The 25,958-nt window shown below is 45.8% G+C and carries 18 protein-coding genes; 4 read left to right on the top strand and 14 right to left on the bottom strand.

All coding sequences use genetic code 11. The features are described from left to right. Positions 1-136 precede the first annotated feature (136 nt). Positions 137-580: a cyanase gene (cynS, locus tag QUA02_RS22125; protein ID WP_333030684.1), complete on the bottom strand. Its 444-nt coding sequence runs from the start codon at positions 578-580 to the stop codon at positions 137-139. 662 nt (positions 581-1,242) lie between these two features. Between cynS and QUA02_RS22120 the strand changes: the two genes are divergently transcribed. Both QUA02_RS22120 and QUA02_RS22115 read left to right on the top strand, forming a co-directional pair. Beyond that, positions 1,243-1,587, top strand: coding sequence for a slr1659 superfamily regulator (locus QUA02_RS22120; RefSeq protein ID WP_332985001.1), 345 nt, complete (start codon positions 1,243-1,245; stop codon positions 1,585-1,587). 150 nt (positions 1,588-1,737) lie between these two features. Then, positions 1,738-3,876, top strand: a complete 2,139-nt coding sequence (locus QUA02_RS22115) for a PAS domain-containing sensor histidine kinase (protein WP_333030682.1) — start codon at positions 1,738-1,740, stop codon at positions 3,874-3,876. Between the two features lie 82 nt (positions 3,877-3,958). Here QUA02_RS22115 and QUA02_RS22110 read toward each other — a convergent pair whose 3' ends face one another. Then, positions 3,959-4,129 carry a hypothetical protein gene (locus tag QUA02_RS22110; protein ID WP_333030680.1) on the bottom strand — a complete coding sequence of 57 codons (171 nt, stop codon included), beginning with the start codon at positions 4,127-4,129 and terminating at the stop codon, positions 3,959-3,961. A 212-nt stretch (positions 4,130-4,341) separates the two neighbouring features. On the opposite strand from QUA02_RS22110, the gene QUA02_RS22105 reads away from it, so the two are divergent. Both QUA02_RS22105 and QUA02_RS22100 read left to right on the top strand, forming a co-directional pair. Next, positions 4,342-4,665 (top strand): hypothetical protein, encoded by a 324-nt coding sequence (locus QUA02_RS22105; RefSeq protein ID WP_333030679.1) that lies wholly within the window; start codon positions 4,342-4,344, stop codon positions 4,663-4,665. 126 nt (positions 4,666-4,791) lie between these two features. Beyond that, positions 4,792-7,377: a PAS domain S-box protein gene (locus tag QUA02_RS22100; protein WP_333030678.1), complete on the top strand. Its 2,586-nt coding sequence runs from the start codon at positions 4,792-4,794 to the stop codon at positions 7,375-7,377. Positions 7,378-7,430: 53 nt separating this feature from the next. Here QUA02_RS22100 and QUA02_RS22095 read toward each other — a convergent pair whose 3' ends face one another. From QUA02_RS22095 to QUA02_RS22040, 12 genes are all read right to left on the bottom strand, one after another. Next, on the bottom strand, positions 7,431-7,892 hold the full coding sequence (locus QUA02_RS22095) for a VOC family protein (RefSeq protein ID WP_333030677.1): 462 nt from the start codon (positions 7,890-7,892) through the stop codon (positions 7,431-7,433). 616 nt (positions 7,893-8,508) lie between these two features. Next, positions 8,509-8,994 carry a glutathione peroxidase gene (locus QUA02_RS22090; protein ID WP_333030676.1) on the bottom strand — a complete coding sequence of 162 codons (486 nt, stop codon included), beginning with the start codon at positions 8,992-8,994 and terminating at the stop codon, positions 8,509-8,511. 2 nt (positions 8,995-8,996) lie between these two features. Continuing rightward, the gene (locus tag QUA02_RS22085; protein ID WP_333030675.1) at positions 8,997-9,209 is read right to left on the bottom strand and encodes a hypothetical protein; all 213 of its coding nucleotides are present in this window, start codon (positions 9,207-9,209) and stop codon (positions 8,997-8,999) included. Further along, positions 9,191-10,072 (bottom strand): YsnF/AvaK domain-containing protein, encoded by an 882-nt coding sequence (locus QUA02_RS22080; RefSeq protein WP_333030674.1) that lies wholly within the window; start codon positions 10,070-10,072, stop codon positions 9,191-9,193. The genes QUA02_RS22085 and QUA02_RS22080 overlap by 19 nt, the downstream gene beginning before the upstream one ends. Before the next feature lie 202 nt (positions 10,073-10,274). Further along, positions 10,275-11,141 carry a DUF2382 domain-containing protein gene (locus QUA02_RS22075; protein ID WP_333030673.1) on the bottom strand — a complete coding sequence of 289 codons (867 nt, stop codon included), beginning with the start codon at positions 11,139-11,141 and terminating at the stop codon, positions 10,275-10,277. Between the two features lie 454 nt (positions 11,142-11,595). Then, entirely contained in the window at positions 11,596-12,117 is a 522-nt protein-coding gene (locus QUA02_RS22070; RefSeq protein WP_333030671.1) for a DUF1499 domain-containing protein, read from the bottom strand. A gap of 68 nt (positions 12,118-12,185) precedes the next feature. After that, entirely contained in the window at positions 12,186-13,844 is a 1,659-nt protein-coding gene (locus QUA02_RS22065) for an adenylate/guanylate cyclase domain-containing protein (RefSeq protein ID WP_333030669.1), read from the bottom strand. Continuing rightward, positions 13,819-16,389, bottom strand: coding sequence for a response regulator (locus QUA02_RS22060; protein ID WP_333030666.1), 2,571 nt, complete (start codon positions 16,387-16,389; stop codon positions 13,819-13,821). The genes QUA02_RS22065 and QUA02_RS22060 overlap by 26 nt, the downstream gene beginning before the upstream one ends. Then, positions 16,386-16,778: a response regulator gene (locus QUA02_RS22055; RefSeq protein ID WP_333030665.1), complete on the bottom strand. Its 393-nt coding sequence runs from the start codon at positions 16,776-16,778 to the stop codon at positions 16,386-16,388. Before QUA02_RS22055 ends, QUA02_RS22060 begins: the two co-directional genes overlap by 4 nt. A 303-nt stretch (positions 16,779-17,081) precedes the next feature. Further along, the gene (locus tag QUA02_RS22050) at positions 17,082-18,503 is read right to left on the bottom strand and encodes a hybrid sensor histidine kinase/response regulator (protein WP_333030663.1); all 1,422 of its coding nucleotides are present in this window, start codon (positions 18,501-18,503) and stop codon (positions 17,082-17,084) included. Positions 18,504-18,510: 7 nt separating this feature from the next. Next, positions 18,511-22,455 (bottom strand): PAS domain S-box protein, encoded by a 3,945-nt coding sequence (locus QUA02_RS22045; RefSeq protein WP_333112157.1) that lies wholly within the window; start codon positions 22,453-22,455, stop codon positions 18,511-18,513. A gap of 692 nt (positions 22,456-23,147) precedes the next feature. After that, entirely contained in the window at positions 23,148-25,895 is a 2,748-nt protein-coding gene (locus tag QUA02_RS22040) for a glycoside hydrolase family 10-like protein (protein ID WP_333030659.1), read from the bottom strand. Positions 25,896-25,958 lie beyond the last annotated feature (63 nt).

Here is a 25,958-nt window from a genome sequence, read left to right as displayed (position 1 = left end):
TTGCCCAACAATAGCTCAAAACCTCTGCCCTAGTATTTCTGAGTATTTATACTCATCGCAAAAGTGACACGCTCCCTTAGTCATTCGACCAAATTTTTTCTTTTTAATTTTCACTTGAAAGTAAATCGGCACTGGCTTACCATTTTTTGTAGGCTAAAAATTTCCCAGACATAATTAATTTCACTCGATCGCCTTTTGGGTCTGCTTCTTTCTCGACATCCAAAGTAAAGTCTACCGCGCTCATAATCCCGTCACCAAATTTTTCGTGTATCACTGCTTTGAGCGGCATCCCGTAAACCTGCATAATTTCATAGAACCGATAAATCAGAGGGTCAACTGGAACGGAAGGATCTAAAGAACCTTTTAACGGAGGTTCACAGAGAACCGCAACCGTCTCGCTATCCAATCCCAAAGCCAATCCAATTTTCTCGGCTTCATCTTCAGATGCGGTAGCTTGGCGGTAAATAACCGCAGCAATCCAAACTTCGTCGCGACCCAAAAGTTTTTCTAAATCTGCAAAACTAATTCCCTGAGCTTTTTTAGCAGCCAAAAGCTTTTCTGTAATTTCTGAAATTGCCATTAAATATTCTCCAACTCACTGCGGTGCAAGATATGAGATATATCTCACATCTTGGGGATTTTGTCAATAGCAAGTTGAGAAAAAAAACGAATTGATAAAGGAGGAACTTCAGCAAAAGCTGGTCTCTTCCACCGCTTCTAAAAACAAAAAGAAATCTGCAAGTCAAACTTAGCGGTTTATGTTTAGCCTAGCTCCGATTCTCTAAGCTTCCTGATTGCTCAGGTTGGCCCGATATTCCCAGTTAGAGACTGCTAAAATTAACAGAGGACTTGAAATATTTGGTTTTTTGATGATTAATTTGAGCAAGAGTGTGTGTTTCTGTGGTTTTATGTGGTTTTCACGCCCAGTCAGCTTTATTCTTCCCGCACTACTCAAGCGTTTCTCCAGTTTATAACGATTATTGCTTGCTTTCGTCAAAATCTGAAAAATCAAGACTTGTCTTGATTTTTAGGCTACTGTTTTAAACCCCCACAACTTGCAACAGATAAATCCCCAAATAACTCATAACTTCCCTGGGGCAATGATACAGTTGGCTGTATATGTAGTGCAAGTTGCACAAACACAGGCAAACAGCCGAATTTAGCTCGTGCCAGCCTGACGCTCAATCCTCGATCCCGCAGCCAAAGCCCCTTTACCGCTCACAACCGGCAACTGACAAAAGTATGGAGATTAAGACCAAAGATTACACCATCGAGTACGATCGCGCTACCCAAACAGTCACCTGCTGCGGCTCGTTCCGGCTCAGCCAGATGGAAGAATACGCGCCGATCGTCGATCTGCTCAACGAAGTGGTTGACTCCTCACCAAACACGATTACTCTAGACTTGCGAAAGCTAGAATTATTAAATAGTTCGGGAATTAATATTGTCTCAAAATTTGTGATCAAAGTGCGCCAGAGAAAGAATATTCAAATCGCCGTGAAAGGCTCTAAAGAGATCCCCTGGCAGGGAAAATCGCTGAAAAACTTGCAGCGGTTGATGCCTTCCCTGCACTTAGAATTGGAATAGTAAATCGAAAAAGGTAAAAGTGAGTCCCAAGCCCGCGTCAGGGAAGCGGGATGAGGGCGGCTGAAGTTAATGCGAATAAGTCATAGTTAAGTTAGCCGCAAACAGTAAAAAACTTCAGAACCGACTAAAAATTACCAATTGTCAATTGCTATGCAGGAAGAACCGTCGAGAGAACAGCTACTTTTGCACGTTCAGCGGCTGAGTGCGGAACTTGAAAACTTGAAGCGCGAAAAGGCTGACCTAGAAATTTTGCTGGAGACTACCACCGAACATTGGGATACGATGGAAGCTCTCTTGCTCGGCCAAGCTGAGTTGGCAGTGCGTTCAAGTGAAGAGCAGTTTCGGGCGATCGCCTCGGCAACTCCCGTTCCGGTATTGGTTTCTCGCCTCTGTGACGGCTTAATTCTTTATGCAAACGCTCAATTGGCTTCTCTCCTGAACATACCCCTAGAAGAATTGATCGGCAGCAGCACCCCAGACTTTTACTTCAATCCAAGCGATCGCCCAAAGGTATTGGACGCCCTCGCCAAAGACGGTTATGTCAAAAACTACGAACTCCACTGCAAAAAGTCAGACGGTACTCCCTTCTGGGCGATGATCTCCGTTCAGTCCCTGCTGTTTAACGGCCAAGAGACAGCATTGTGCGCCTTGTACGACCTCACCCAGCGCAAGGAAGCAGAACAAACCCTCCAAGAGAGCGAAAAGCGGCTCCGCCGCCAGAGTCTGGCTTTGTTGCAGCTAGGCCGGCAGAGGACTATCAATAGCGGTGCGCTGAATGTGGGAATTCGCGAAATTACCGAGGCTGCCGCCCGCACTTTGGATGTGGAAAAAGTCAGCGTCTGGCTTTACAACCATTTCAGATTTGGAACTCGCTACCCGATCGATCCCCAGCTAAATTTTACCGAGAGAGCGCTCGCCCACAACCAAACAGAGGCAATCGATACAGAGGCGGCGGCCCGAGAGCAACACGATCGTCGGGTCGATCGTTCTAAGTTTAAAATCCCCAACTTCAAATTAGTTTGTCTCGACTTGTACGATCGCACGGGCGAAAATCATTTGAGCCGCGAGTCCATATCGGCAAGCGATTTAAAATTTTCAATTGATGTCGAAGGCGACGCACCGGGCGAAAACTTGCGATCGGACAATGCTTTAGAACCGGCGCCAAAGGCTCAAAACTCTCTAACAACAAATTTGTCCGACTTATCATCGGTAGCGGAACATTCCGCTGTGCTGCCCAATGCCAGCAAGCCAAATTCATCCATCTTAAATGTAGCAATTAGGCTCGGCGGTCAGATCGTGGGCATCCTCTCTCTCGAACATATCGGCGCGCCCCGCCAGTGGGCTCTGGAGGAGCGCACCTTCGCCGATTCTTTGGCAAATTTGGTAGCGCTGGCGATCGAAGGATTTGAACGCCAGCGGGCTCAGGAAGCACTCTCCAAAGCCAAAGCGCAGCTAGAAATGACCGTCGATCAGCGCACCGCTCAACTCACCGCCGCCAATAAACTGCTCCGCATCGAAATTGCCGAGCGCAAAAGAGCCGAAATAGCTTTGCAAGAAGCCTTACACAAAGCTGAAGCAGCTTCCCGAGCTAAAAGCACTTTTTTAGCCAATATGAGCCACGAGCTGCGGACGCCGCTCAACGCAATTATCGGTTACAGCGAAATGCTAGAAGAAGAAGCATTGGAATCGGGACTCAAATACATCATCCCCGATACCCAAAAAATTCATAACGCCGGCCAACACTTGCTGACTTTAATTAACGATATTCTCGACCTTTCTAAGATAGAAGCCGGTCGGATGGAGCTTTACTTAGAAAAATTCGACCTCGCAAATTTAATAGAAGAAGTCGTTGCAACTTTGCACCCTTTGGTCGAAAAAAATCACAATCAATTACAAGTTTCTTGCTCTGTGAATTTGGGAGTGATGTATGCAGATTTGACTAAAGTCCGGCAAATTCTGTTCAATTTGCTCTCGAATGCCCTGAAGTTTACCGAAGGTGGAACGGTGCTGCTGGGCGCGACTCGCCAACCAGCAGGTGGCAGCGATTGGGTTTATTTGCAGGTATCTGATACGGGGATTGGAATGTCGGCAGAACAGCAGGAGGGTTTGTTTCAACCTTTTATGCAAGGAGATGCTTCGACTACTCGCAAATACGGCGGCACCGGTTTGGGATTGGCGATTAGCCGCTTGTTTTGTCAGATGATGGGCGGCGATATCACTCTTGAGAGTCAGTTGGGTGTTGGCTCTACTTTTACTGTTCAATTAAAGGCCAAAGTTGATATTAGTTAGAAGGAAGTTCGGCAACGAGCAATGTACGGGATGTAACGGATGTAACGGATGGGTGGAAGATAGAAGAATCATCGATTACCAATTACCAATTCCCAATTACCAATTCCCAATTACCAATTACCTTTATAATTGTGACACCGATCGCGATCGACCTCTGTTGCCGATCACACAGTAGCATTTTTTCCCAGCCTAGAATACCTGTATTATCCCAAAATTGTCCCGCAGGCAGTATCTGGCGCCTCGCTGCATTCACAAGTCGCACCTCAACCTGATTGAGGGGGGGGTGGGGGGTTGCTTGTAGAAAGGCAATTTGGTAAAAGTAATGCTATGGTCGCTAACGAGTAAAAGGCAAAAGTTAACAGGAAATCAGGAATTATCCCAGGCATAAGGACGCAGAAACATAATGGATGCCTTTTGCCGAATCCTTTCTGCTTTCAAACTGCTGCCTCTACTGCCGAGATAGCAATGCCGCCTTCATCAGCGGGCAAGTTCTCAGAATTAAAGGAGTGCATCTACATGGTTAAACCTTGCAGTCAACCGCTAAAAATAAATCCTTTCACTTGTTATCGCGATCCCGCTACAGGCAGGTGGACAGTAGTTCCAACAGTTCAGAGCGCTTGCGAAACAGACTCTAGTTTGAAAGCAAAAGCCGAAGGCGAAAATGAAGGTAAAGTAGAAACGAGTCTTTCTGCTTCGCCTGCTGTCTCGCTGCCGAAAAAACGCCTTTCCTTCTCCTTGCCTCCCCTTAAAAAGCTTGCTAAAAAATCTGCTGTCGCTGTTAGCAGGTAGCGATCGCAGGAGCCTAATCTAGTTTCCACGGTTAGTCCCCGGCGATCGCAAAAAAAAACGAACTTATCCCTAGCATAAATTCCCAAAAATTGATATACTGCCTGCAAACTTTCTCCTTCAACATCCGTGAAGTATTTGCTCGATCGCCTCGTCCAATTTCTATGGACAGACCGACCAATTCGCCAGCGGGGAACAGTCATCGTTGCTATCCCCGTGATTTGTCTGTTTGCTTCGCTGATAGCAATTGCAGGGCTCAGGAAGATTACCCTAGAGACAAGAGAGCGATCGGATACTAATAGAGCAATACTTCAGGAAACTAACCGCTTGTTAACCCTCGTGGTGGATGCGGAAACGGGCATTCGGGGTTACGGGTTGACGAAGCGCCGCGAATTTATATCACCCTACTCAAAAGCCAAGAATAGTTTGCCTCCGCTGCTGGCTAAACTCGAGGTTATGGTTCGAGAAAATCAACTGCAAGTTCAGCGACTTGAAGAAATTAAAAAAAGTACCGAACAGCAAATAAATTTTTTGCAAAACACTTTGAATAAGCTCGAAAGTTCGGCAACAAGCGTGCAGTCGCCGGAAACAATTCAGGTGTTTGCTCAAGGTAAATTGAAGATGGATCGACTGCGCGAAAAAATTAATGCGTTTGCTGATGCGGGTGAAGCCTACCAGAAAGCTCTAGATCGGCAAAGACGGGATTTGATAGATTTCACTAATTTTGTGCAAGTTGCGGGTTTGCTTGTCGGCTGTTTGGGTGCAGGGGCTTCTTGGTATTTATTTGATAGTTTAGAGAAAGAATTGAGGAAGCGGGAAGCTGGCTTGGAAGAAAGTAAAAGTCGCATTCAAGCTGTCGTAGATAATGCGGCTGACGGGATTATTACTTTGGACGAAGGGGGAAATATTGAGTCTTTTAATGCGGCCGCAGAAAAAATTTTTGGTGAAAAGGCCGATCGCATAATTGGCTCCAACCTGCGGCGGCTGATAGCTCAACCGCAGCCGTACAGCAGCGCGGGGGATTATTCGATCGAATATTTTGTGTTAAATCCCGATGCTAAGCTGAAGACTTACCAGCAAGAAACAGTTGGAGTTCGCAGCGACGGAACCAAGTTTCCGATGGAGTTGGCCCTGAGCGAAATGCGTCTGGTAAATCAACGCTTGTTTATTGCGATTTGCCGCGATGCCAGAGGACGGAAACAAGCTGAGGAAACTCTGCGCAAGCAAGCGCAAATGCTGGATTTGGCGAACGATACGATCGCGGTACTAGACTTGAACGGGGCGATTTCTTATTGGAATTTGGGGGCGAAGTGGCTCTACGGCTGGCGGAAGTCGGAAGCAATAGGAAAAAATATTCACGAGCTTTTGCAAACAGAATGGAAACAACCTTTTGAGGCAATTCAAAAAGTGTTTTTCGAGCAGGGATCTTGGCAAGGGGAACTGGTACGCACCAAGGCAGACGGCACAAAAATAACGGTGGCTAGCCGGTGGACTTTGCAGCATGACGAGCAAGATAAACCCCTGGCTATTTTGGAAATCAGCAACGATATTAGCGATCGCAAGCGCTCAGAAATTGCTTTAGCCCAAAGCGCACAGCGGTTTCGCGATACTTTTGAACAAGCCGCAGTCGGCATGGCCCAAAAGACTGTGGAAGGCAAATTTCTGTTAGTCAATCAAAAACTTTGCGAAATTTTGGGCTACAGCCGCCAAGAATTGGTGGAGAAAAGATTTCAGGAGATTACTTGGCCCGGAGATTTGGCAAGCGAACAGGAACTTTTGCGCCAATTGTTAGCAGGAGAAATTGAAAACTTCTCTCTAGAAAAGCGCTACCTCCGCAAAGACGGAGAGTTGGTGTGGGCCAACTTAACGGTTTCGCTGCTGCGAGAACAAAATGGCAGTCAATTTCTGATGGGTGTGGTAGAAGATATTAGGGAGCGCAAAAAAGCTGAGGAATCGCTGCAGTTGCGCGCTCAAGAATTGAGTTGGACGGCGCAGACGCTGGCTCAAACGACGAGTATTTTGAGAAAGCGGAATCTAGAATTAGACCAGTTTGCTTATGTAGTTTCTCACGATTTGAAAGCGCCGCTGAGGGCGATCGCAAATCTCAGCAGTTGGATAGAAGAAGACCTCAGCGACTTGATGACAGAGGATACTCTGCACCAAATGAACCTGCTGCGCGGCAGAGTTCACCGCATGGAAGCTTTGATTGAGGGACTGCTGCAATATTCCCGCGTCGGACGCATTCAAGTTGGTTCAGAAACGGTAAAAGTTGAGAAGTTATTAGCAGAAATTATTGATTCGTTGGCGCCGCCGTCTGGATTTGAGGTGAAAGTTGAACCGGGAATGCCAACTTTTGTGACCGAAAGATTGTCGTTGCAGCAGGTTTTTGCTAATTTAATTAGCAACGCAATCAAGCACAACCGAGGTGAATCCGGTCACGTAAAAATATCGGTTAAAGAGTTAGATGATTTTTACGAATTTTCTGTGGCGGATGACGGGCCGGGGATTGCTCCTCAATATCATGATAAAGTTTTTGTGATTTTTCAGACATTGGAAGCTCGCGATAAAGTTGAAAATACTGGAATTGGTTTGTCGTTGGTGAAGAAAATTGTCGAAGCTCAAGGCGGCAGTATTTCGCTGGAATCTGCCGAAGGTGAGGGAGCAACTTTTGGGTTTACTTGGCCGAAGCAACCTCTTAGCCAAGAGGGAAAGTAAAACAATTCTAAATGTAGGGTGCGCGGGCGCACCGAAAGCCCGATAGCGACTGTTTAAACTGCATCGCAGCGGATTTCGATGATAAATCCGTCGGGATCGTAAAAGTAAATGCCGCGTCCTGTAGCGCGAGTGACGGGGCCGCTGTCGATCGCAATTTGATTTGACTTTAGCACTTCGAGAGCGCGATCGAACAAATCCGGCTCGATATCGAAGGCTAAGTGGTTGGCGCGAGTAAAAGCCTTCTCCGGGTCTGGGTTTGGCGGTTCCAAGTCGGGCTGCCAAAATAGGTCAATCACAGTGCCGTCTGGAGTGACGAAATTAGCGACTTTACCAGCGGCTACCATTTCTGTTAAAGTTGCGGGGATTTCTGCACCTGTTAGTTCGTGCAAGCCGAGAATTGTACCGTAGAAGTGGCGGGAAGCTTTCATGTCGCGCACGTTTAAAGCGATATGGTGAACGCGGCGCAAGTTCCCCGGCGCGAGGACAATTTTGACGCTGTTTTGGGTAGTTTGCATGATTGTAAATTGCGAATGTTAAAAGTGAATGCTGTTAGATTAATCCAAAGTTTTACGAAGCAATTTTATTAGGGTCGTAGTGAGGACATAATATCAATTATTGTTAGATCGAATGGTAGCATCGGAATTAATGTTATATCAATTCCGGTTGCATCGGAATTAATATTACCCGAAATCAGGATACGGCAGTGCCGTGTCCCTACAATTAATCGCGGTAGGGAAACGGCACTGCCGTGTCCTCTATATCATTCCAGCGCAGCCGGAATTAATATTACCCACCGTCAGGACACTCCGTTGCTATCATTCCGGTGTCACCGGAATTGATATTATTTTTCTTTAGGGAACGATGCCATGCCTACAAATAGCATTGCTAGCCCGCCTCCAAGAATCGCGAACGCTAGTAAACCTACAGCTAAATCTAATCCCGATGTATTTTCCATTAAATTAAACCGTTCTCCAATTAAATCCCATCATCGGTATTTGTTAATTGCTGAGTGCTGGCAAACAATGGGGAAGAGAAGAAAAAAAGAAGCTCTCAAGTTACCAAAAATATTAACTTCTTCTCTCTTCCCTAACCATCCATCCGTTAAATCCATTAAATCCGTTGCCGAACTTCTTATTTTGCCAATTCTTTATCAATCGCAGCGATCAGTTCGGGCGAATCTGGGCCCACGCTGCTGCGGAATCTGGCAACCACTTCCCCCTGTTTGCTAACTAAGAATTTCTCAAAATTCCACGAAACCTCACCCTTGGGCTCGACTGCACTCGTAAGCTTAGCGTACAGCGGGTGCTGTTGACTGCCGATCGCGCGTACTTTGTCAAATAATTCAAAGCTGACGCCGTATTTTGTAGTACAGAAATTGACGATTTCTGAGTTACTTCCGGGTTCTTGAGCTCCGAAGTCGTTGCAGGGAAATCCTAAAACGCAGAGTCCAGCAGGGCCGTACTTCTGGTTCAATTCTTCGAGTCCTTTGTATTGAGGTGTATAGCCGCATTGGGAAGCTACGTTAACTATCAAGAGTACCTTGCCAGCGTAATCTCCTAGCTGCTTGTCTGCGCCTGCGATCGTTTTTACTTTAATGTCTGAGATAGTGCTGGGCATTTTCAAATACTTCTAAACTTGACCAGCACAATTTTACCGCAATTCGGTACAATTTTGTCGGTCATGCCGATCGCCGATCCGTAGGGTGCTTGTGGGCGCACCTTACCCCTTCCTATTATTACCTCTTCCTTCTTCCTTCTTCCTTCTGCTATAGCTAGATTCCACAGCGAGGAGGACGAATAGTTTAACTCTCTGATTAGTTTTCCATCATCCATTTTTGGTAAGTATCCTCAAGTTGCTTGTCTTCCAGAACCAGTTCTATGCGGACTTTTACGCAACCGTGGCGGGGTTGAGAGGCGATCGAATTTAAGATTTTGCTAGCTTTCTGCACAGAGGTAAATTCCGCCTTAACTGTCGGTTCCTGGCGATCGCTCTTAATCTCCGTCAAATCTATACCGGTGATGCTTCCCTCGCCCAAATCTATTTCTGCCAACACCTTCGGATCGTCGCCGACTTGTTCCACAATCAGCTTTTCCCACTGGATAGGTACTTGTACCATCCGAGTTTCAATTTCTTTGCGCACGATAACTTCGCCGACTTTGCGCTTGCTGCGATTGATCACCAATCGTTCTTCTAGCAGGCGAATTACTTCTCGATCGACAATATCAAAGTCTTCCCCATCATCACCTGTCTCCCCATTCTCATTTGTGCGATCGGTATCTATTTGATTTGACATAACTGTTGAGGGATTTGTTGACTTGCTGTTGCTAAATTCACGGATCGGTTCTGAGGAAATTTCTAAAGATTGAGACCCATCATTTGCCGGAATTACCGGCAGCCGTTCTACTTGCTCCGAATTAATACTTAAAAACAGCGATTTTTGGTGATAATCCACTTTTTTTAGTAGCTTAATACTTACTAAAAAAACGCGGGTATTTTCGCGACCTAGCCCAGCTACAACAAAGTTGAGCTGACCGTTATCATGAAAATATACATCTTTAATTTTGCCTACCAAATGACCTTGAGTGTCTTTGACTGTAAAACTTTTTAGCTTAGTTCTAACTTTTTCTGGCACCCGGTTGAGACGGGTAATTGATTTGGCAGTTGCTATCTTTTCTGCTGATGCTTGACTGTCCATTTTTTAAACTTTCCTGCTTAGGGATTTTTATTATGAATTGGTAAGGGCGGGGAAAGTGCATAAACTTTGGCATACGCAGACAAGTTTTGTACTCCACCCGCCCCGTTATATAGGAATTGCGCGATGCCACCAATCAAACCTGCGCGGTGACAGAATTATGTTACTAATCTGCAATTCCTATTCAACACCTGCTGCGGTTGGTTTAGATAGCTTTATTATCTACAACCGGAGTTCCATCGGTCTTAACGTCTAATTCTTCACGACGCAAGGTTTCTTCGCCGTCAACCGTGCTGCGAACAACTTCTTTTCTGACGTTGACTTCTTCCCGCACGAAAGCTTCCTTGCGAATGTCGGCCGTTTCTTCGTAGACTTCCATGCGTGCAACTTCCCCTGATTGGAAGTCAGCCTCACCGACTGAAACTACTCGACCGGCTTCTACCGGCGTTACTCGCTCGATTACGACTCGTTCTTTTTCAATGGGTACTGAAGCTCGCGCTGTTTCAGTTTCCACGCGCTTGCCAACTGCTACTTCGCCTGTTTTTGCGCGGTTTTTGTTGGCAATCAAGCGTTCTTCATAAAGCTTGAGATTTTGGTGGTTCTGTTCGTTGGTTTCGTAGAGGGGGCGATCGATATCGTAGCTGTAGTTGCTGCGATCGTAACTAGCAGGAGTTGCAGTGCTTGCCGCCGCAGTGCTTGCCGCAGTGCCTTGATCGCGGTAAACGCCTCTTACCTGTTCTTCGCGATCGTAATCTACTGGTTCTAACTCATTGTAAGCAGGCAATTGTTCTGCTTGAGCTTTGCTGCGAAGACCTGTTGCGTGGACGCGACGGGCTCCGTAGTCGAAGCGGGCCGAGCCGATCGGCAGCAATACTTTTTTGCCAAAAATCCAAATACCGGTATCAATTACCAGATAGCGAAAACGACCGGTTTCATCAACCAAAGCGTCATAAACGGTGCCTACTTTTTCATCAGAGTCGCCGGCATAAACATCAAATCCCTTGATGTCATCTCCAGCAAAAATTTCTTCCTGATAATTCGGATAAAATTCTTCTATTCTTTGAAGTGCCATGTTTTTTTTCCTCTTTGCTCTACTTAAACTAATAGTAGAAATTAATTAGTTGACTTACCTCTCCCTAAAGTCTGAAGTGTAAAATTTAGGGCGTTTAATACTATAGGAATACTGCCCTATCTCTTCTTCTGAGCTAGCGCGCTCAGCTATTTTAAAGGTTGTAAAACTTTACAATCCTCAATCTTATAGCCATTATTAAAAGTCAAAGCGAACCGTAGGGACACGGCATTGCCGTGTCCTGCTCCCCGCGCCGGACACGGCATTGCCGTATCCCTACTCCCCGCGCCGGACATGGCATTGCCGTATCCCTACTCCCCGCGCCGGACACGGCATTGCCGTATCCCTACTGTTAATAATTGTTAACTAGCTAGTTAGAAATAAACATTACATAGTAATACACAAAAATCTAAGCCCCTCATCTTGCAGAAGAGGGGCTTAGGGAAAGCTAGAAATTTTAATTTCCGAGTAGATTGAATTGATCCCTGATAGCTTCTATTCTTTTGCGGTTAACTCCTAAATCTGACTCTCCCAGACGCGAAGCCGATCGCACGTGGATGACTTTTGCTCCATCATCTACCAAAAATTCAACGTCATCAACAAACCCCATCAAAGCAGTGGAGAATTCCGCATAGAGGTAATTATCAGTTGCGGTGATAATCTTAGTTTTTCCATAGGACTCGATCGCCCCTTTGAGCTTTGCCATCGCTTCTGTCGGCGACGAAACGTATGCCAAAGGCTCAATTTTGTGTTCGGCATCTTGACTGAAGCTGCTGACGCAGTTGGGGGAATTAGGGCACGCTGCGAGTTTTCCTGACTGAATGCCGATATTGGCAGGTCTTTTTCCAGCAAACACTGTTTTTTCTCCGGGAATTGCGATAAAAGTTGCGATCGACAGTACCGCTACTGCTAGCAGTGATATTAAAATAACTAGGACTCTTTTCAATGCTGTCGGCGATTTTGTTTCAACTGTTTGCAAAGGATTAGCCCTCCTGAAAGTGCAAATTAAATCTAATTTTAATATTAATTGAAATTGACATGGAAAAATTAAAAAGATTTCCCTTGTTCTTCTATCAACCAGTAAGTCAGGATTCTTCCTTTACCTTTAACCGGGATATGACCCCGTTCTTCAAAAACAAACTGCTCTTTCAAACGCTCGTAAGTCTGCGCCGTCACTTGAATTTTACCCGGCAATCCGTTCGACTCCATCCGCGAAGCAACATTAACAGTATCCCCCCACAAATCATAGCTAAATTTGCTAATCCCAATAATTCCCGCCACCACCGAACCGCTGTGAATTCCGATCCGCAATTGAAAATTTTCTCCTATTTTGACATTAAACCTCCTCAAAGCTGCCTGCATATCCAAAGCTAAAAGTGCGATCGCCGACCCATGATCCTGCCGCGCCGTCGGCAAACCCCCAACCACCATGTAAGCATCCCCAATCGTCTTAATCTTTTCCAACCCGCGCAACTCAGACAACCTATCGAATTCCGAGAAAATCCCGTTCAAAATTTCTACCAACTGCGTCGGACTTTTGTGAGCTGAAAACTCTGTAAAACCCACCAAATCAGCAAACAATACGCTCACCTCATCAAAATGATCGGCTATCAACTTTCGCTCTTGTTGCAAGCGCTCGGCAATAGGTTTCGGTAAAATATTCAGCAGCAATTTCTCTGTTTGCTCTTGCTGCAATTTCAGCGCGGCTTCAGCTTGTTTCCGCTGAATCAGCGAACCGAGCTGCGTAGCAACCGCACTCACTAATTCCAACAAGCGCGGCTGACATTCCAGAACTTTTTCGCGATAAAAAATCAAAATAGCTAACACTTGGTTGTCCGCCAAAATTGGCAAACCAAAAGCTGCTTTCAATCCCACATTCGCCGCAATTTGCGATCGCAAAAAAACTTGTTCCGGTGCAGTCGAAACATCCTCGATCCATTCAGACTGCTGCGACTGCAAAATCCTCCCCGGCAGCCCGACACCGGGAGCAAAAGTTAACTGCCAACTTGTCTCTTGGAATTGGGCAAAACTCAAGTCGCTGAGGTACCTGCCTGTAGCGCATTTTAAAACGCCTTCACTGCAAGGAATCCAAGCTTCGCCCAGATTCCACTCAATAGTTTGACAAATTAAACCTAAAATTACATCTATAGCCGACTCAAAATTCTCAGATTTGCTAATAGCTTGAGTTGCCTTCAGCAGCAACCTCGTTTCCATTTCTACCTGGCGGCGTTCGGCTATTTCCTGGTGCAACTGGACGTTTTGAGCGGTCAACTTTTGATTTTTTTCTTGCAATTGCATTTGCAAGGAACGCACAGTAAGTTGATTGCTCACTCGCGCCAATACTTCTTTCACCTGAAAAGGTTTGGTGATATAATCTGCTCCGCCCACTTCAAAAGCTTTTGCCTTATTTATTCCTTCTTCTAGCGCGCTGAGAAAAATGATGGGAATTTCCCTAAATTGCGGTTGGGCTTTCAATTTTTCACAAAGTTCGTAGCCGTCAATATCCGGCATCATAATATCCAGCAAAATCAAATCTGGTGCGCTAGATTTAATCGCATCTAGGGCTGAAAAACCATTAGTAACCGGTCTAACTTTATAGCCTTTTTTTTGCAAAATTCTAATCAACAAACGCAGATTATCGGGCGTATCGTCAACTACTAAAATATCTGCTTGATCGTTTTCAGTTTGTTCCGCCTTCATCTGCATTATCTGATTCCTCCGCCTCGGCAATTAAATTGAGAATTTTCTGGTAATCAAAATTATCGAGATGACCCTGGAGGATTTCGGCAAATTCAGGATGAGCATCCCTTATTTTCTCGATTGTCCTGGCAATTAAGTCAAAATCAGCACTGCGGATTACCTGCTTCATGTTGTCTATCCATTCTGCGGGAAGTTCGGGCAAATAAGCAAGCGCGGCAGTAGAGGGGGAGACCGATAGATTATTTCGATCGCCTGTTGAGATAAAATCCGTTGAGTTAGAGTAGACATACTTCACCCCCAAATGCTTTTTGAGGGTATCAAATATATCTGTTTTGCGGAAAGGTTTGCTAATAAAATCGTCGCAGCCAACCAATAAAGCAAACGCTTGCCTCCCTTCAATTGTACTAGCTGTCAAAGCAACAATCTTCGGAATCGGGGATTCGGGAGGGGAAATATTCATTTCCCCGTTTCCTTGCTGCTCTTGCTCTCTCTCCTGTATTCTGGTCTTAATTTGTTGAGTAGCTTCGTAGCCGTCCATCACTGGCATTCGCACATCCATCAAAATTAAGTGGGGCTGCCAATTTTCCCACCTTTCTATTGCTTCGCAGCCGTTGGTGGCTTGTTGCAGCCCGAAACCCAAGGGAGAAAGCATTTTGACTAAAAGTTGGCGGTTGTCTTCGCGATCGTCCACAATTAAAATCCGGTAGCAGGGTTGATTTGGTTCCAACCCAATAACTTCGCGGTTAATTAGCCCGGCCGGAACATCAGCAGCATAAACCGCACCGACTGGAATCTCAAATTTAAAAGTAGTGCCGAGTTCCAGTTGACTTTCTACCACGATTTCTCCTCCCATCAGGCGGACAAATTGACGGCTGATCGTCAATCCTAAACCCGTGCCTTTCTGAGTTTTTTGACCGGAAGCTGTTTGCACAAAAGCATTAAAAACATTGCCCAATTCTTCGGGAGCAATACCAACTCCTGTATCTTCTATTTCAAACTGAAGGAAAACCACCTGCTCGCTCCTTAAATTATCAGCCTCTTCCCTCGACTCTACCTCAAAATTCCTGCTAATTATCGCAAATTCCCGAATACTCGTTGTGGTATCAAAGACAACTGTTGGACTGTCCAATAAATCAACTACTCCCGAACTTTCTAACTTTCTAACTCTTAATATAATCTCGCCTGCTTGCGTAAATTTAATGGCATTGCAGAGTAGATTGATCAGCACTTGCCGCAGTTTAACATCATCGGTTCGCACGTACTGGGGAACGTCAGCCTCGCGCTGGAAAAGCAACTGCAATTCTTGGCTTTGTGCCCGCAGTTGAAACATATCTTGTAAGTCGTCAAGCAAGCGGTAGAGGTCGAAGTTTTTTGGGTCGGTCATCATCCGCCCCGCTTCGATTTTTGACAAGTCTAAGGCTTGATTGATCAGCGTCAGCAAGTGTTCGCCGCTGCGGTGAATAATTCTCAGATTTTCTCGATTTTCGACAGTAAGATTGGGGCTGGGTTCCATGATTTGCGCAAACCCGAGTATGGAATTGAGAGGGGTGCGCAACTCGTGGCTCATATTGGCAAGAAACGTGCTTTTAGCTTTATTTGCGGCTTCAGCAGCTTGTTTTGCTTGTTGCAGTTGTTCTGTGCGTTCGTCAATTTGGGCTTCTAAGGTATGCTGGTAATCTGCTAGTATTTTTTCGGCTTGTTTGCGATCGCTAATATCTTGAAAAGCTGCGATCGCATAAGCAATATTTCCGCTAGCGTCAAAAATCGGCGTCGTATTGATCTCGATCGCAATTATTTTGCCATCTTGACGGATTTCTACATCGTCAACCCTGACAAATTCTCCTTTCAGCGCGCGCAAAATTGGCAGATTCTCCGGCGGGTAAAGCTCATCAGTATTGGCAACATAAAGTTGATAAGTTGCAGCTAATTGTTTCGCAGTGCTTTCCGCGATAGTGTCTGCACCCAGCAATTCCCCCGCTGTCTGGTTGAAATAGGCGATCGAGCCATCGGGATTGTAAACAGATACCCCCACTGGCAAAGCTTCTAAAAATTGATTCAGGCGGCTTTCACTCGCAGACAGCGCCTCATTTACTAGCTTTAACTCCTCGTTTACTTCTTGCCGCTTCAGGATTTCATCTGTTAACTTTTGGTCTTGCAAGTAACTGTGAATTGCTTCTACTACCGTTAATTTTAAGTCTTCATTTTGCCAAGGTTTAGGGATATAACGGTACAATTTAGCATATTTGATAGCATTGCTAAGGGCTTCCAAATCTGCTTGCCCCGTCAGCATAATGGTCAGCGTATCCGGCGAGCTCTCGTGAATTCTTCTGAGCAGTTCGTCCCCTTTAATATCCGGCATGATATAATCGGAAAGCACCAAAGCAATCTCGTATTCATCAGCCTGCAAATCTGCCAGCAACTCTAAAGCATCAGCCCCCCCTTCCGCCGTTTCAATAATACACCGATCGCCGATCGCCTTTTTCAGTTCAATCTTTAAACTGTTCAAAACATCCGGTTCGTCATCAATACAAACAATCACAGGTTTTTTCATAACTCAGCTAGCCCAGATTTTATCGTCTCTATTAAGTCTTTGCTTTTCCAGGGTTTGTACAAACAACAGTATAAATCGGCTTCTTTTACTGCCCGCTGAAGTGCCGCTGCATCCGCTTGTCCCGTCAACATAACCTTAATAATTTTAGGATATTTTTGGTGGACTTTAATTAAAAGTTCGTCACCTTTAATTCCCGGCATCAGCCAATCAGAAATAACCACTATTACCTGAAATTCTTCTTGAAAATCCTTAAGTAAATCTAAAGCTTCATTACCACTTTCAGCTAATTCATAAAAGTAATCATTTTTAAATTCATTCTTTAGCTGCATCTTGAGAGTATTCAATATATCGGGTTCATCGTCAACGCAAAGAATTACAGGCTTATTCATCTTTTCCTCTCTGCTTTAATTTTAGTGGGTTTACCAACTTCACTTGCTTCTACGTTATTGATTTCGGGCGAGGATGCAGGATATCTGTCCCCTATCTTATACCATTTTCAAGAAAGAATGCAAATGTATGCCATATCCAAACCTTTATATCATCAGTCATTCCATCGAAAATCTAAAATTAAAAATGGTATTATTTTAAGAGGACTTGCGAACTGAAATCCGGTTTCTCGCAATAAATCTTGTCTTTGTCAGCAAAAGTGCCGCGCTACCGGGAATCAGCCCCCTGCGGGCAAGTTTTGTTCGCTAAATTGGCAGCGAGACTGTAAAGGTTGTCTGCCCCGGTACAGACTCTACACCAATTCTGCCTTCGTGTTTTTCAACAATTGTCCTCACAATATCCAATCCCAAACCGCTACCTTCGCCCGCAGATTTCGTCGTAAAAAATGGCTGAAAAATTTTGGGAATAACTTCTGGGGGAATGCCTTTGCCGTTATCAGTAAATTTAAGCACAATATTTGCCTCTTGCTGCTGAGTTTCAATAGTCAAAATACCTTTATAATCCATTGCTTGCAGGGCATTGTGAACGAGATTCGTCCAAACTTGATTTAAGTCATCGGGATAGCACATAATTTTGGGTAAATCTCCATAATCTTTAACTACTTCTATACCGTGTTTCAGTTGATTTTGATAAAGGGTCAACACCGTTTCAATGCCGTCATTCAAGTTCGCCTGGACTTTTTCTTGTTTGCTATCGAAATGAGCGTAGGTTTTTAAGGCAAATACTACTTTTCCCGACTTCGCTGTCGCTCTTTGGATCAGGCTAATACTTTTTTTAAAGCTCGCAAACTGGTAAGCAGTATTTAAAACTACTTCCCAATCCGGCAATTTAAAAAGCGGCAACAACTGTTCTATGTTTTCGTAGATTTCCATGTCAACTAAAGTATCCGCAATTTCATCGGGCTTTTCAACTGAGGCGGCCGTCAAATCCCCCGTCAACTTCTGTTTAAATTTCCGCTTCTCTCTGCTGGTAAATAAAGTTTGTTGATGGGTAGCTCTGTACAGTAAAGTTAAAAAATAAGCTTGGCTTTCTTCAGAAAGATGTTGAAAAAATTGAGGCAATTTTTCTAAATTATCGTCCCAAAAATTAGCTATATTATTAATAGATGAACCTATAATGCCCAGGGGGGTATTGATTTCGTGGGCAATGCCGGCAATCAGTTGTCCCAGTGCCGCCATTTTTTCCGATTGAATCAAATGCTCTTGGGTGGCTTGCAGTTGGTGGATCGCAGTTGCTAAATCTTGATTTTTTTCTTGCAAAGTTTGTTGCAGCGAACAAATTTTTAAATGTGTTTCTATCCGGGCTAAAACTTCTTCAACCTGAAACGGTTTAGTAATAAAGTCCACTCCCCCAACAGCGAAAGCTTTAACTTTATCCATCACGTCGTTAATCGCACTGATGAAAATCACCGGAATGTCTTTTGTTACTTCAGACTCTTTGAGCCGCTGACAAACTTCGTAGCCGTCCATCTCCGGCATCATAATATCCAGCAGCACTAGATCTGGGGGAATTTTTTGAGCCGCAGACAGTGCTAGCTTGCCGTTGGGAACCGGGCGAACTTGATAGCCTTTTTCGCTCAAAATTCCTGCCAGCAGCCGCAGGTTTTCTGGCGTGTCGTCCACTACTAAAATATTAGCTCGATTGGTTTTCGGTAAAGTTGAAGTCATCGGGTATTTATTGGTTTTCGCTGAGATCGATTATGTTCAAAATTCTGTCGTATTCAAAATTATTAATGCAATCTTGAAGCGTGTCAGCCAGAGAGGGGTTGACAGTGCCCATTTGTGCGATCGAACTGGCGATCGCCTCCATGTCCACACTCAAAATATTTTGCTTGAATTGGGCCATCCAGTCTGGAGAAAGAGAGGCGAAATCCTCCGGTGTCAGCACCTGCTGACTTGACTCTCCTACACCTGCCGCACTGACTGCTGTTGGATCTTCATAAATATAGCGTACTCCTAAATGTTTGCCCATTGCCGCAAAGATATCCTCCTCTCGGAACGGTTTCCGCATAAAATCATCGCAACCAGCCGAAAGAATCACCGCCCGTTCTTCCTCCAAAACGCTAGCAGTCAGGGCCACAATTGCCGTTGCTTGCCCGCCAGTTGTAGTTTTAATCTGTTTCGTTGCCTCGTACCCGTCCATTACTGGCATTCTCATGTCCATCCAAATCAGATGCGGTTCCCACTCCATAAAAATATCCACCGCTTCTTTACCGTTACTCGCTTCTCTCAACTCAAATCCGAGCGGACTCAGAAGTTTTACCAACAGTTGGCGGTTCAGGGGTTTGTCGTCCACAATTAGCAAGCGGTAACTCGGCTGATTCGGTTCCAGGGCAACAACTCGGCGTTGAGTTTTCTTGCTTTCAATATCAGCAGATTCAACCAGATGAACTTGGATGTCAAACTGAAACACTGCACCCTTTCCGACCTCGCTGCTAACAGTAATTTCACCTCCCATTAATTGCACGAACTGGCGGCTGATCGCTAAACCTAAACCCGTTCCTTCTTGAGAATCTTTGCCTGTTTTTGTCTGCACGAATGCTTCAAACAACTGATCGATTTCCTCAGCAGCAATGCCTCCACCCGTATCTTGAACTTCAAAATGCAGCGAGTAGCGATCGGGCAATTGGTCGGCGCTGTTTTTGTGTACCTTTCCCCTGCCTCCTTTAACTTGCACCGACACTCCCCCTTCTGAAGTAAATTTAATGGCATTGTTGAGCAAATTAATTAAGACTTGGCGCAATTTCACTTCATCGGTGGAAATGTAATGGGGGACTTCCGCGTCCCGGTCGAAGATTAATTGCAAGCCTTTTTGCTCAGCTTTGAGAGCAAACATATCTTCTAAATCGTCGAGCAAGCGGTACAAATCGAAGCTTTTTTCATTGATGGTAGTGCGTCCTGCTTCGATTTTTGACAAGTCTAAAACTTGGTTGATTAAAGCCAGCAAATGTTCGCCGCTGCGCAGGATAATTCCGACATCCTCTTGATTTTCCTGAGACAGAGTTTTACTGCGGATCATGACTTGAGCAAAGCCGATGACTGCGTTCAGGGGCGATCGCAATTCGTGGCTCATATTGGCGAGAAAGGTACTCTTAGCTTTGTTGGCTGCTTCGGCCGCTTCTTTCGCCTGCTGCATTTTGATTCCCGCTTGTTTGCTAGCAGTAATGTCTTCAATAAAACCTTCGTAGTAAAGTATGTTTCCTGCTTCATCGCAGACAGCGCGACAATTTTCGGAAATCCAGATTATGCTGCCATCTTTGCGGTAAATTTCCGATTCAAAGTTTGACAGTATCCCGTACTCCTTTATCAGCGCTGCAAATTCGCTGCGGCGGTTGGGTTTCACGTAAAGCTGGTTCTTGAAATTGGGCTGTGCTGCTATTAATTCGGCGGCCGATTCGTAACCGTAAAGGTGAGCTAAAGCGGGGTTAGCGCTGATGTATTTCCCATCACCAGCAGTTTGAAAAATTCCATTCAAAGCATTTTCATAAATGTTGCGGTACTTTTCTTCTGCTTCCCGGAGGGCGGTTTCTGCTTTTTGGCGATCGGTAATATCGCTAGAAATCGACAAAAAACAAGCTTCTCCGTCAATATCGATGGTTTCGATCGACAGCAGCGCCGTTCTTTCTGCACCATTTTTATTGCGAAACCTGAGTTCGTAATTGTGAAGTGCCGTCTTGTTTTTTAACATTTGAATCATCCGGTCGCGCTCTCCCAAACTCGCCCAAAAATTGAGCTGCACCGCTGTTTTACCAATAATTTCTTCGTGACTGTAGCCGATCATCCGGCAGAAACTGTCATTGACTTCTATGTGAGTTCCGTCACAGATTCTCGTGATCGTAATCGCATTCGGACTCAAACGAAAAGCTTTAGAAAACTTTTCTTTTGCCTTAGCAAGATCGGCGGTGCGTTCTGCAACTTGCACTGCTAAATTTTGGTTGTATTCCGTTAACAGTTTCTCAGCTAGTTTGCGTTCCGTAATATCTTGAAAAGCGCACATCGCGTAGATAATATTTCCTTGGGCGTCGTAAATAGGAGTTCCCGAAACTTGCATGGGAGTAGTTTTGTCATTCGAGGAGATTTCAATGTCATCAACAGTTACACTTTTGCCCTGCAAAGCATTTAACATTGGGTCGCGTTCCGCTGGATAAATTTCCTGAGTTCCAGCTAAATAAACTCGGTAGGATTCGCGCAAGTTTTCTGAATCTGTTGCCACAAGTCCTTGACCTAAAAGCTGCTCTCCTGTAGGATTAATGTAATAAGGTTGACCGTTTCCATCGGCAATAAAAATGCCTAGCGGTACTGCATCGAGAAATTGTTTAACTCGGCTTTCGCTTTCCGAGAGCGAAGTAAATGAATGCTGCAATTGCTCTGCCATGCTGTTAAAAGAAGCGGCAAGTTCTCCGAGTTCATCTTCGCGATTCAGAGTCAGCTTTGTATCCCATTCATTTCGCGCCAAAGCTTTCGCCGCCGCATTCAATTTTAAAATCGGCCGCACCACCCATTTAGCAGTAAGAATCCCCAGAATTGTCGCCCCGATCAAAGCTGCAACCGACAGCAAAAAAGTCGTGCGCGTGTTGAGGTTAATTTGCTCCATAAAGTCGGACTCTGGCACAACTACGACAATCAGCCAATCCAACCCCCGATCGTCTTTAAAAGGAGTTACCTCCATAAAATTTCGCTTGCCCTCAACATCAAAAGTAAGCTGTTGAGAATGATTGATTTTAGCTAAACTGTCGTAGGATTTCTCTAAATGCTGTGCGGTTTGGCGAATTACCGGATTCTCGCTTTCTGAAGCTTTGATGCGTCTTGTTTCTTTACCTTCCACCACGAATTCTGGACTCGCCGTTGAAGTGGCAATTAACATCCCCGATCGCTCCATCACAAAAGTTTGTCCCGACTTGCCAATTTTGAGGCTGACGAGAAATTCTTTGATTCTGGAAAACAGCAAATCGCTGCCAGCTACTCCTAACAGCTTGCCAGCGTCGTCGTAGATAGGCAAAGCAGCAGTAATTGCCAGTTCCCTAGTCAAAAAATCGGTATAAATTGGAGTCCAAATCGGTTTTTTTGCCGCCGCTGCTGCTATGTACCAAGGGCGAATTCGCGGGTCGTAAATATTGGGTGAAATTTCCACTAATTGAACGCGATTTCCCTGAGAGTCAGCAGTATATCGAGCTAATTTATTGCCAGTCGAGCTGTCGGCAGCAGATATCAAAGTCCGGTCTTTAGTGCGGATTGCTCCCGAGTGGTCTCCATTTATTGTGGCTGTGTAAATGATGCTGATCGAATCAAAATATTGAATTTGTTCGAGGAAATGAAGTTCTAGTTTTGGTTTTTCTTCTAGGTTCAACTGCCCCAATTTTATACCTTGAACGTTCAGGTGATTGACAATGTGGGGAATTGACATATAATTTTCCATGCGGTCTTTGATGCGATCGCTAATTTCTCCCCGCAACTGAGCGGCAACATCGTTGACTGCCCGCTGACCGTTTTGGAACGACAGCCAACCTACAACTCCTACGATGCCGACAATTTGCACTAAAAAAGGAACTACGAGCACAATTTGTAATGGAGCTTTGCCGATAATTTTGGTAGCAAAGCGATTGAGGGGTTTAGGAAACATATTCATCCTAAAAGTAATTGAAATTGGCAAGGGAAATTAGTAGATGTTAAAATCTTGGATCGATACACGAGCGAGTGATATGATGTCCGGTTGCACTCAGGAGAGATGATTGTTGACTGTTGACTGTTGACTGTTGACTGTTGACTGTTTGGACATTGGAACACTTGAATAATACCGATGCAACTAAAAACGAGATCGGATAAAATCCGGTTAATTACCTAAGAAGATATGTTTGTAGTGAGGACTTTAGTCCTCATAAAATCTAAGGACTAAAGTCCTCACTACAAACCAATTTTATGGTGGTTGTTCGAGGGGACATGATATCAATTCCGGCTGCGCCGGAATGATATAGAGGACACGGCAGTGCCGTGTCCCTACGCCAGATTAATTGTAGGGACACGCCACTGCCGTGTCCTGATTTCGGGTAATATTAATTCCGATGTTACCGGAATTGATATGATACAGCAATTACCCGAAAAGTGCTGTAGATGTCCACCGCCTACTTATTGGAGGCAATAGAGATTACTATGAGTCAAGGGCGGGTATCGCACCTTACTTTTAACAGACAGGGTATGAATTTTAAATAACTATAGCGTATTTTCGCGGAGAGTTTTTGGGCCACTACCGATGCAGGTGATGCGGTACGATCGCCCTATCCACAGCCGCGCACCCCAAAAACCAAAAACCTGCAATTACCTGCGATTCAACTCCACCCTTTCGCCGTAACGCAACAGCATATCCAAACTCTCCAAACGATTTTGCCAAGTTTGCACCTGATAGCTATTCTCCCCAGAATGCAAGCGCATCGAAGATTGAAATTGAGATTGAAAACTCGCCAACAATCTTTTAGCAGTTGCTAAACTTTCCCTAGAAGGATTTGCCGCCAATTTGCTCAAAGCTTGCGCCAATTCGTCCGATCGACTTTGCAGCACTTTCAGTTCAGATTCCGACACCCGCAACTGATTGTTAGCCAACAAAAAACTCCATTCCTGCTTGAGAGCAGTATACCGCGAAGCCGCCGCCGCAAACGGCTGCCGGTAAGGAATCGGCTCCGCAGCAGAAGTGGAACGCACTGGCCGGCCTTGAGTGCGGTTAAAAAAGCCTTGCATCCCGCTGCTGATACTTTCCACCGCAAAAATAGCATAGCCCCCTGTCGGCAAATCGCGCAAAGCTTGAATTTGGTCGATCGCCACAACTTCCGGGAGAGTCAACAATTTAACCGACGGAGAAATCAAAGCCGAACCCAGAATTTGTTCCTTTACCAGCGGTTCGGTGATGCGCTGAAGTCGGTTCGTATCCAAAGCATAAGTCATCGGCACAATCAAATCTACAATTCCCTGACGAGCCCAAACTTCCCAATTTTGCTGAATTTTGTAAATCCGCTGACTTTCCGGGTGCGGAAACACCGCCACCGACAGAATAGTGCGCGGAGAATTCTGCCTCAAAAGCTGAGAAACTTCAGCTACAAAAGTATTAATTTGATTAGTTTTAAACTCAACCCACTGCCGCCACAAATTGCCGGAACTAGGCGAAATATTCACCGGATCTGCACCAGTCAACTGCTTAAATTGCTGCCTCGCCGCAATACCGTAACCGTAGGTAAAACCCGCATTGTCATCTTGAAAAGGATAGCGGATATAGTCTAATTGCACCCCATCTACTTTGTAGTTGTTGGCAATTTCGCTGACAATTCGCAGCAAATAACTGCGCGCTTCCGGGTTCGCCGGATCGAGATAAAATTTACCATCGTTAGGATGTTGCGTGCGTCCTTTATTGTCAATATTTGCCCAATCAGGATGAGCGGAAAGCACCGGTCCAGGATAAGAAGTCGGCTTGCCAATTAAAGTATTGTGGCGCTTATTTCCTGTGGCAAAAATCCAAACCCAAGCGTGCAGTTCCATGCCTCGCTCGTGAGCCAATTTAACCGCAGATTCCAGCGGGTCCCAGCCAACTGTGAGGGGGTTTTGTTGCGGTGCAACTTGACTGGGATAAATCGTATATCCGGCATTCAAAGTTTCAAAGAAAACGGTGTTGATACCGGCGGCGGCGAGCCGATCGAACACTGCCGCTAAACCCTGTTCCGATCGCGCTGCGACGATCGTACCCCGATCGAGCCAAACCGCGCGAATTTCCGCCCCAACGCGCTGCCCTTCCTTCGGGTAATTTTGCCACAGCAACTGCCGCGCTGCCACCCACTGCGATCGAGCCTCCGCGTAGTTTTGCTCTTGCAGGAGTTGGTCAAAAGTTTGCAAAACCTGCCGCGCGCTCGCGATCGCCCGCGCCGTTGCCCCTTGCAGAACAGGCGGGCGGCTGGCCGTCGGGCCGCCGGCACTGTTGCTTGCCGCCACCAGTTGAGGGGGGGTAGCAGCATTGAGATTGACGGCGGTATTACCTGAATTAGCTGCTGTCAGGGCGCTTTCAAACCTGCCGAGGAGGTTGGTGAGTTCTTGGCGCATCAAGTACGCTTCAATGCTGACGATCGGCTTATTGGAATTTGCCTGCACGTCCAAACCCGCCGGCGCAGACTGATCCGAAGGGTCTGTAAAAGTTGCAGGTACTGGATCGGGAAGCGCGGGAGAAGGAGAGGGAGAAAGTCGGCTCAGCGGGGTAGTACGCGGCGAAGTAGGGGTGTTTCTAGTGACTCTTGAGGGGGGATTTGGCAGTGGGGGCGCGACAGCAGTGGGCGGCGCTACAGGCTGCGCAGCGATTGTGCCTCCCCAGCGGGCGATCGAGGCTTGCAGCCAAGCCTTGTCTACATTTGCCGAACCGTCGCTACCCCAGCGCCAGCCGAGATAGGTAGCGCGATCGGTGGCGATGGCTGCGGAGGAACCGGAACTATCTTTCCAAGTAGCGACAGTTTGACTGTTCGCGTCGGCGGGAATCAAGACACCGCCTTGAACTGAGCCATTTTTTTGTTCTGGTGGCACCCAATTGCTAGAAGCGGTACAGGCGAGATCCCGGCAGCGCGTGCGGGGTTGCAGCGCCGCCCGCTGGGTTAACGGAAAAGCCCAATAGGCCCCGAGGAGCGATCGTAAAGATTGGCGCACCAAGGCCGGGGAACTGCGGCCGACGGGGCCCGAAGCAATCAAGCGCCCGCCCTGGGATGCCCAAGCTTGTAAAACTTTAATTTGCGCCGGAGTCAAAGTTTCAATGTTGGGCAAAAACAGCACGTTAACGCCTGCTAAATCCCCCAAATTTTTGATTTCTTCGAGATTGATTGGTTTGTAAGCAATGCCGCTTTCCCAGAGGCGCGTGGTAATCTTCACCCAATCGGGAGAATTCTCGGAACTGCGAACAACGCCCAGAACTACTTCTGCGAAACTCGGAGAGGGAAATATGATGAAGAGATTGAGTAATGTACTCGCTAGAGTTCCAATAAAGACTCTTTGCAAGAAAGTGAAAAAGCGAATTTTTTGACCCTGAGAGCAGGTATCAGGCATTTGATGAGACTTTTTGATTTGTTGCATAAATATGAGAATTACCCACCACACCGAAGAAAAGAA

The organism is Microcoleus pseudofavosus SVA1_A4 (assembly GCF_036700565.1).
Taxonomy (GTDB): domain Bacteria; phylum Cyanobacteriota; class Cyanobacteriia; order Cyanobacteriales; family Microcoleaceae; genus Microcoleus.
Note: the sequence above shows the minus strand (reverse complement) of the source record. Positions and strands in the feature narration are given on the sequence as shown.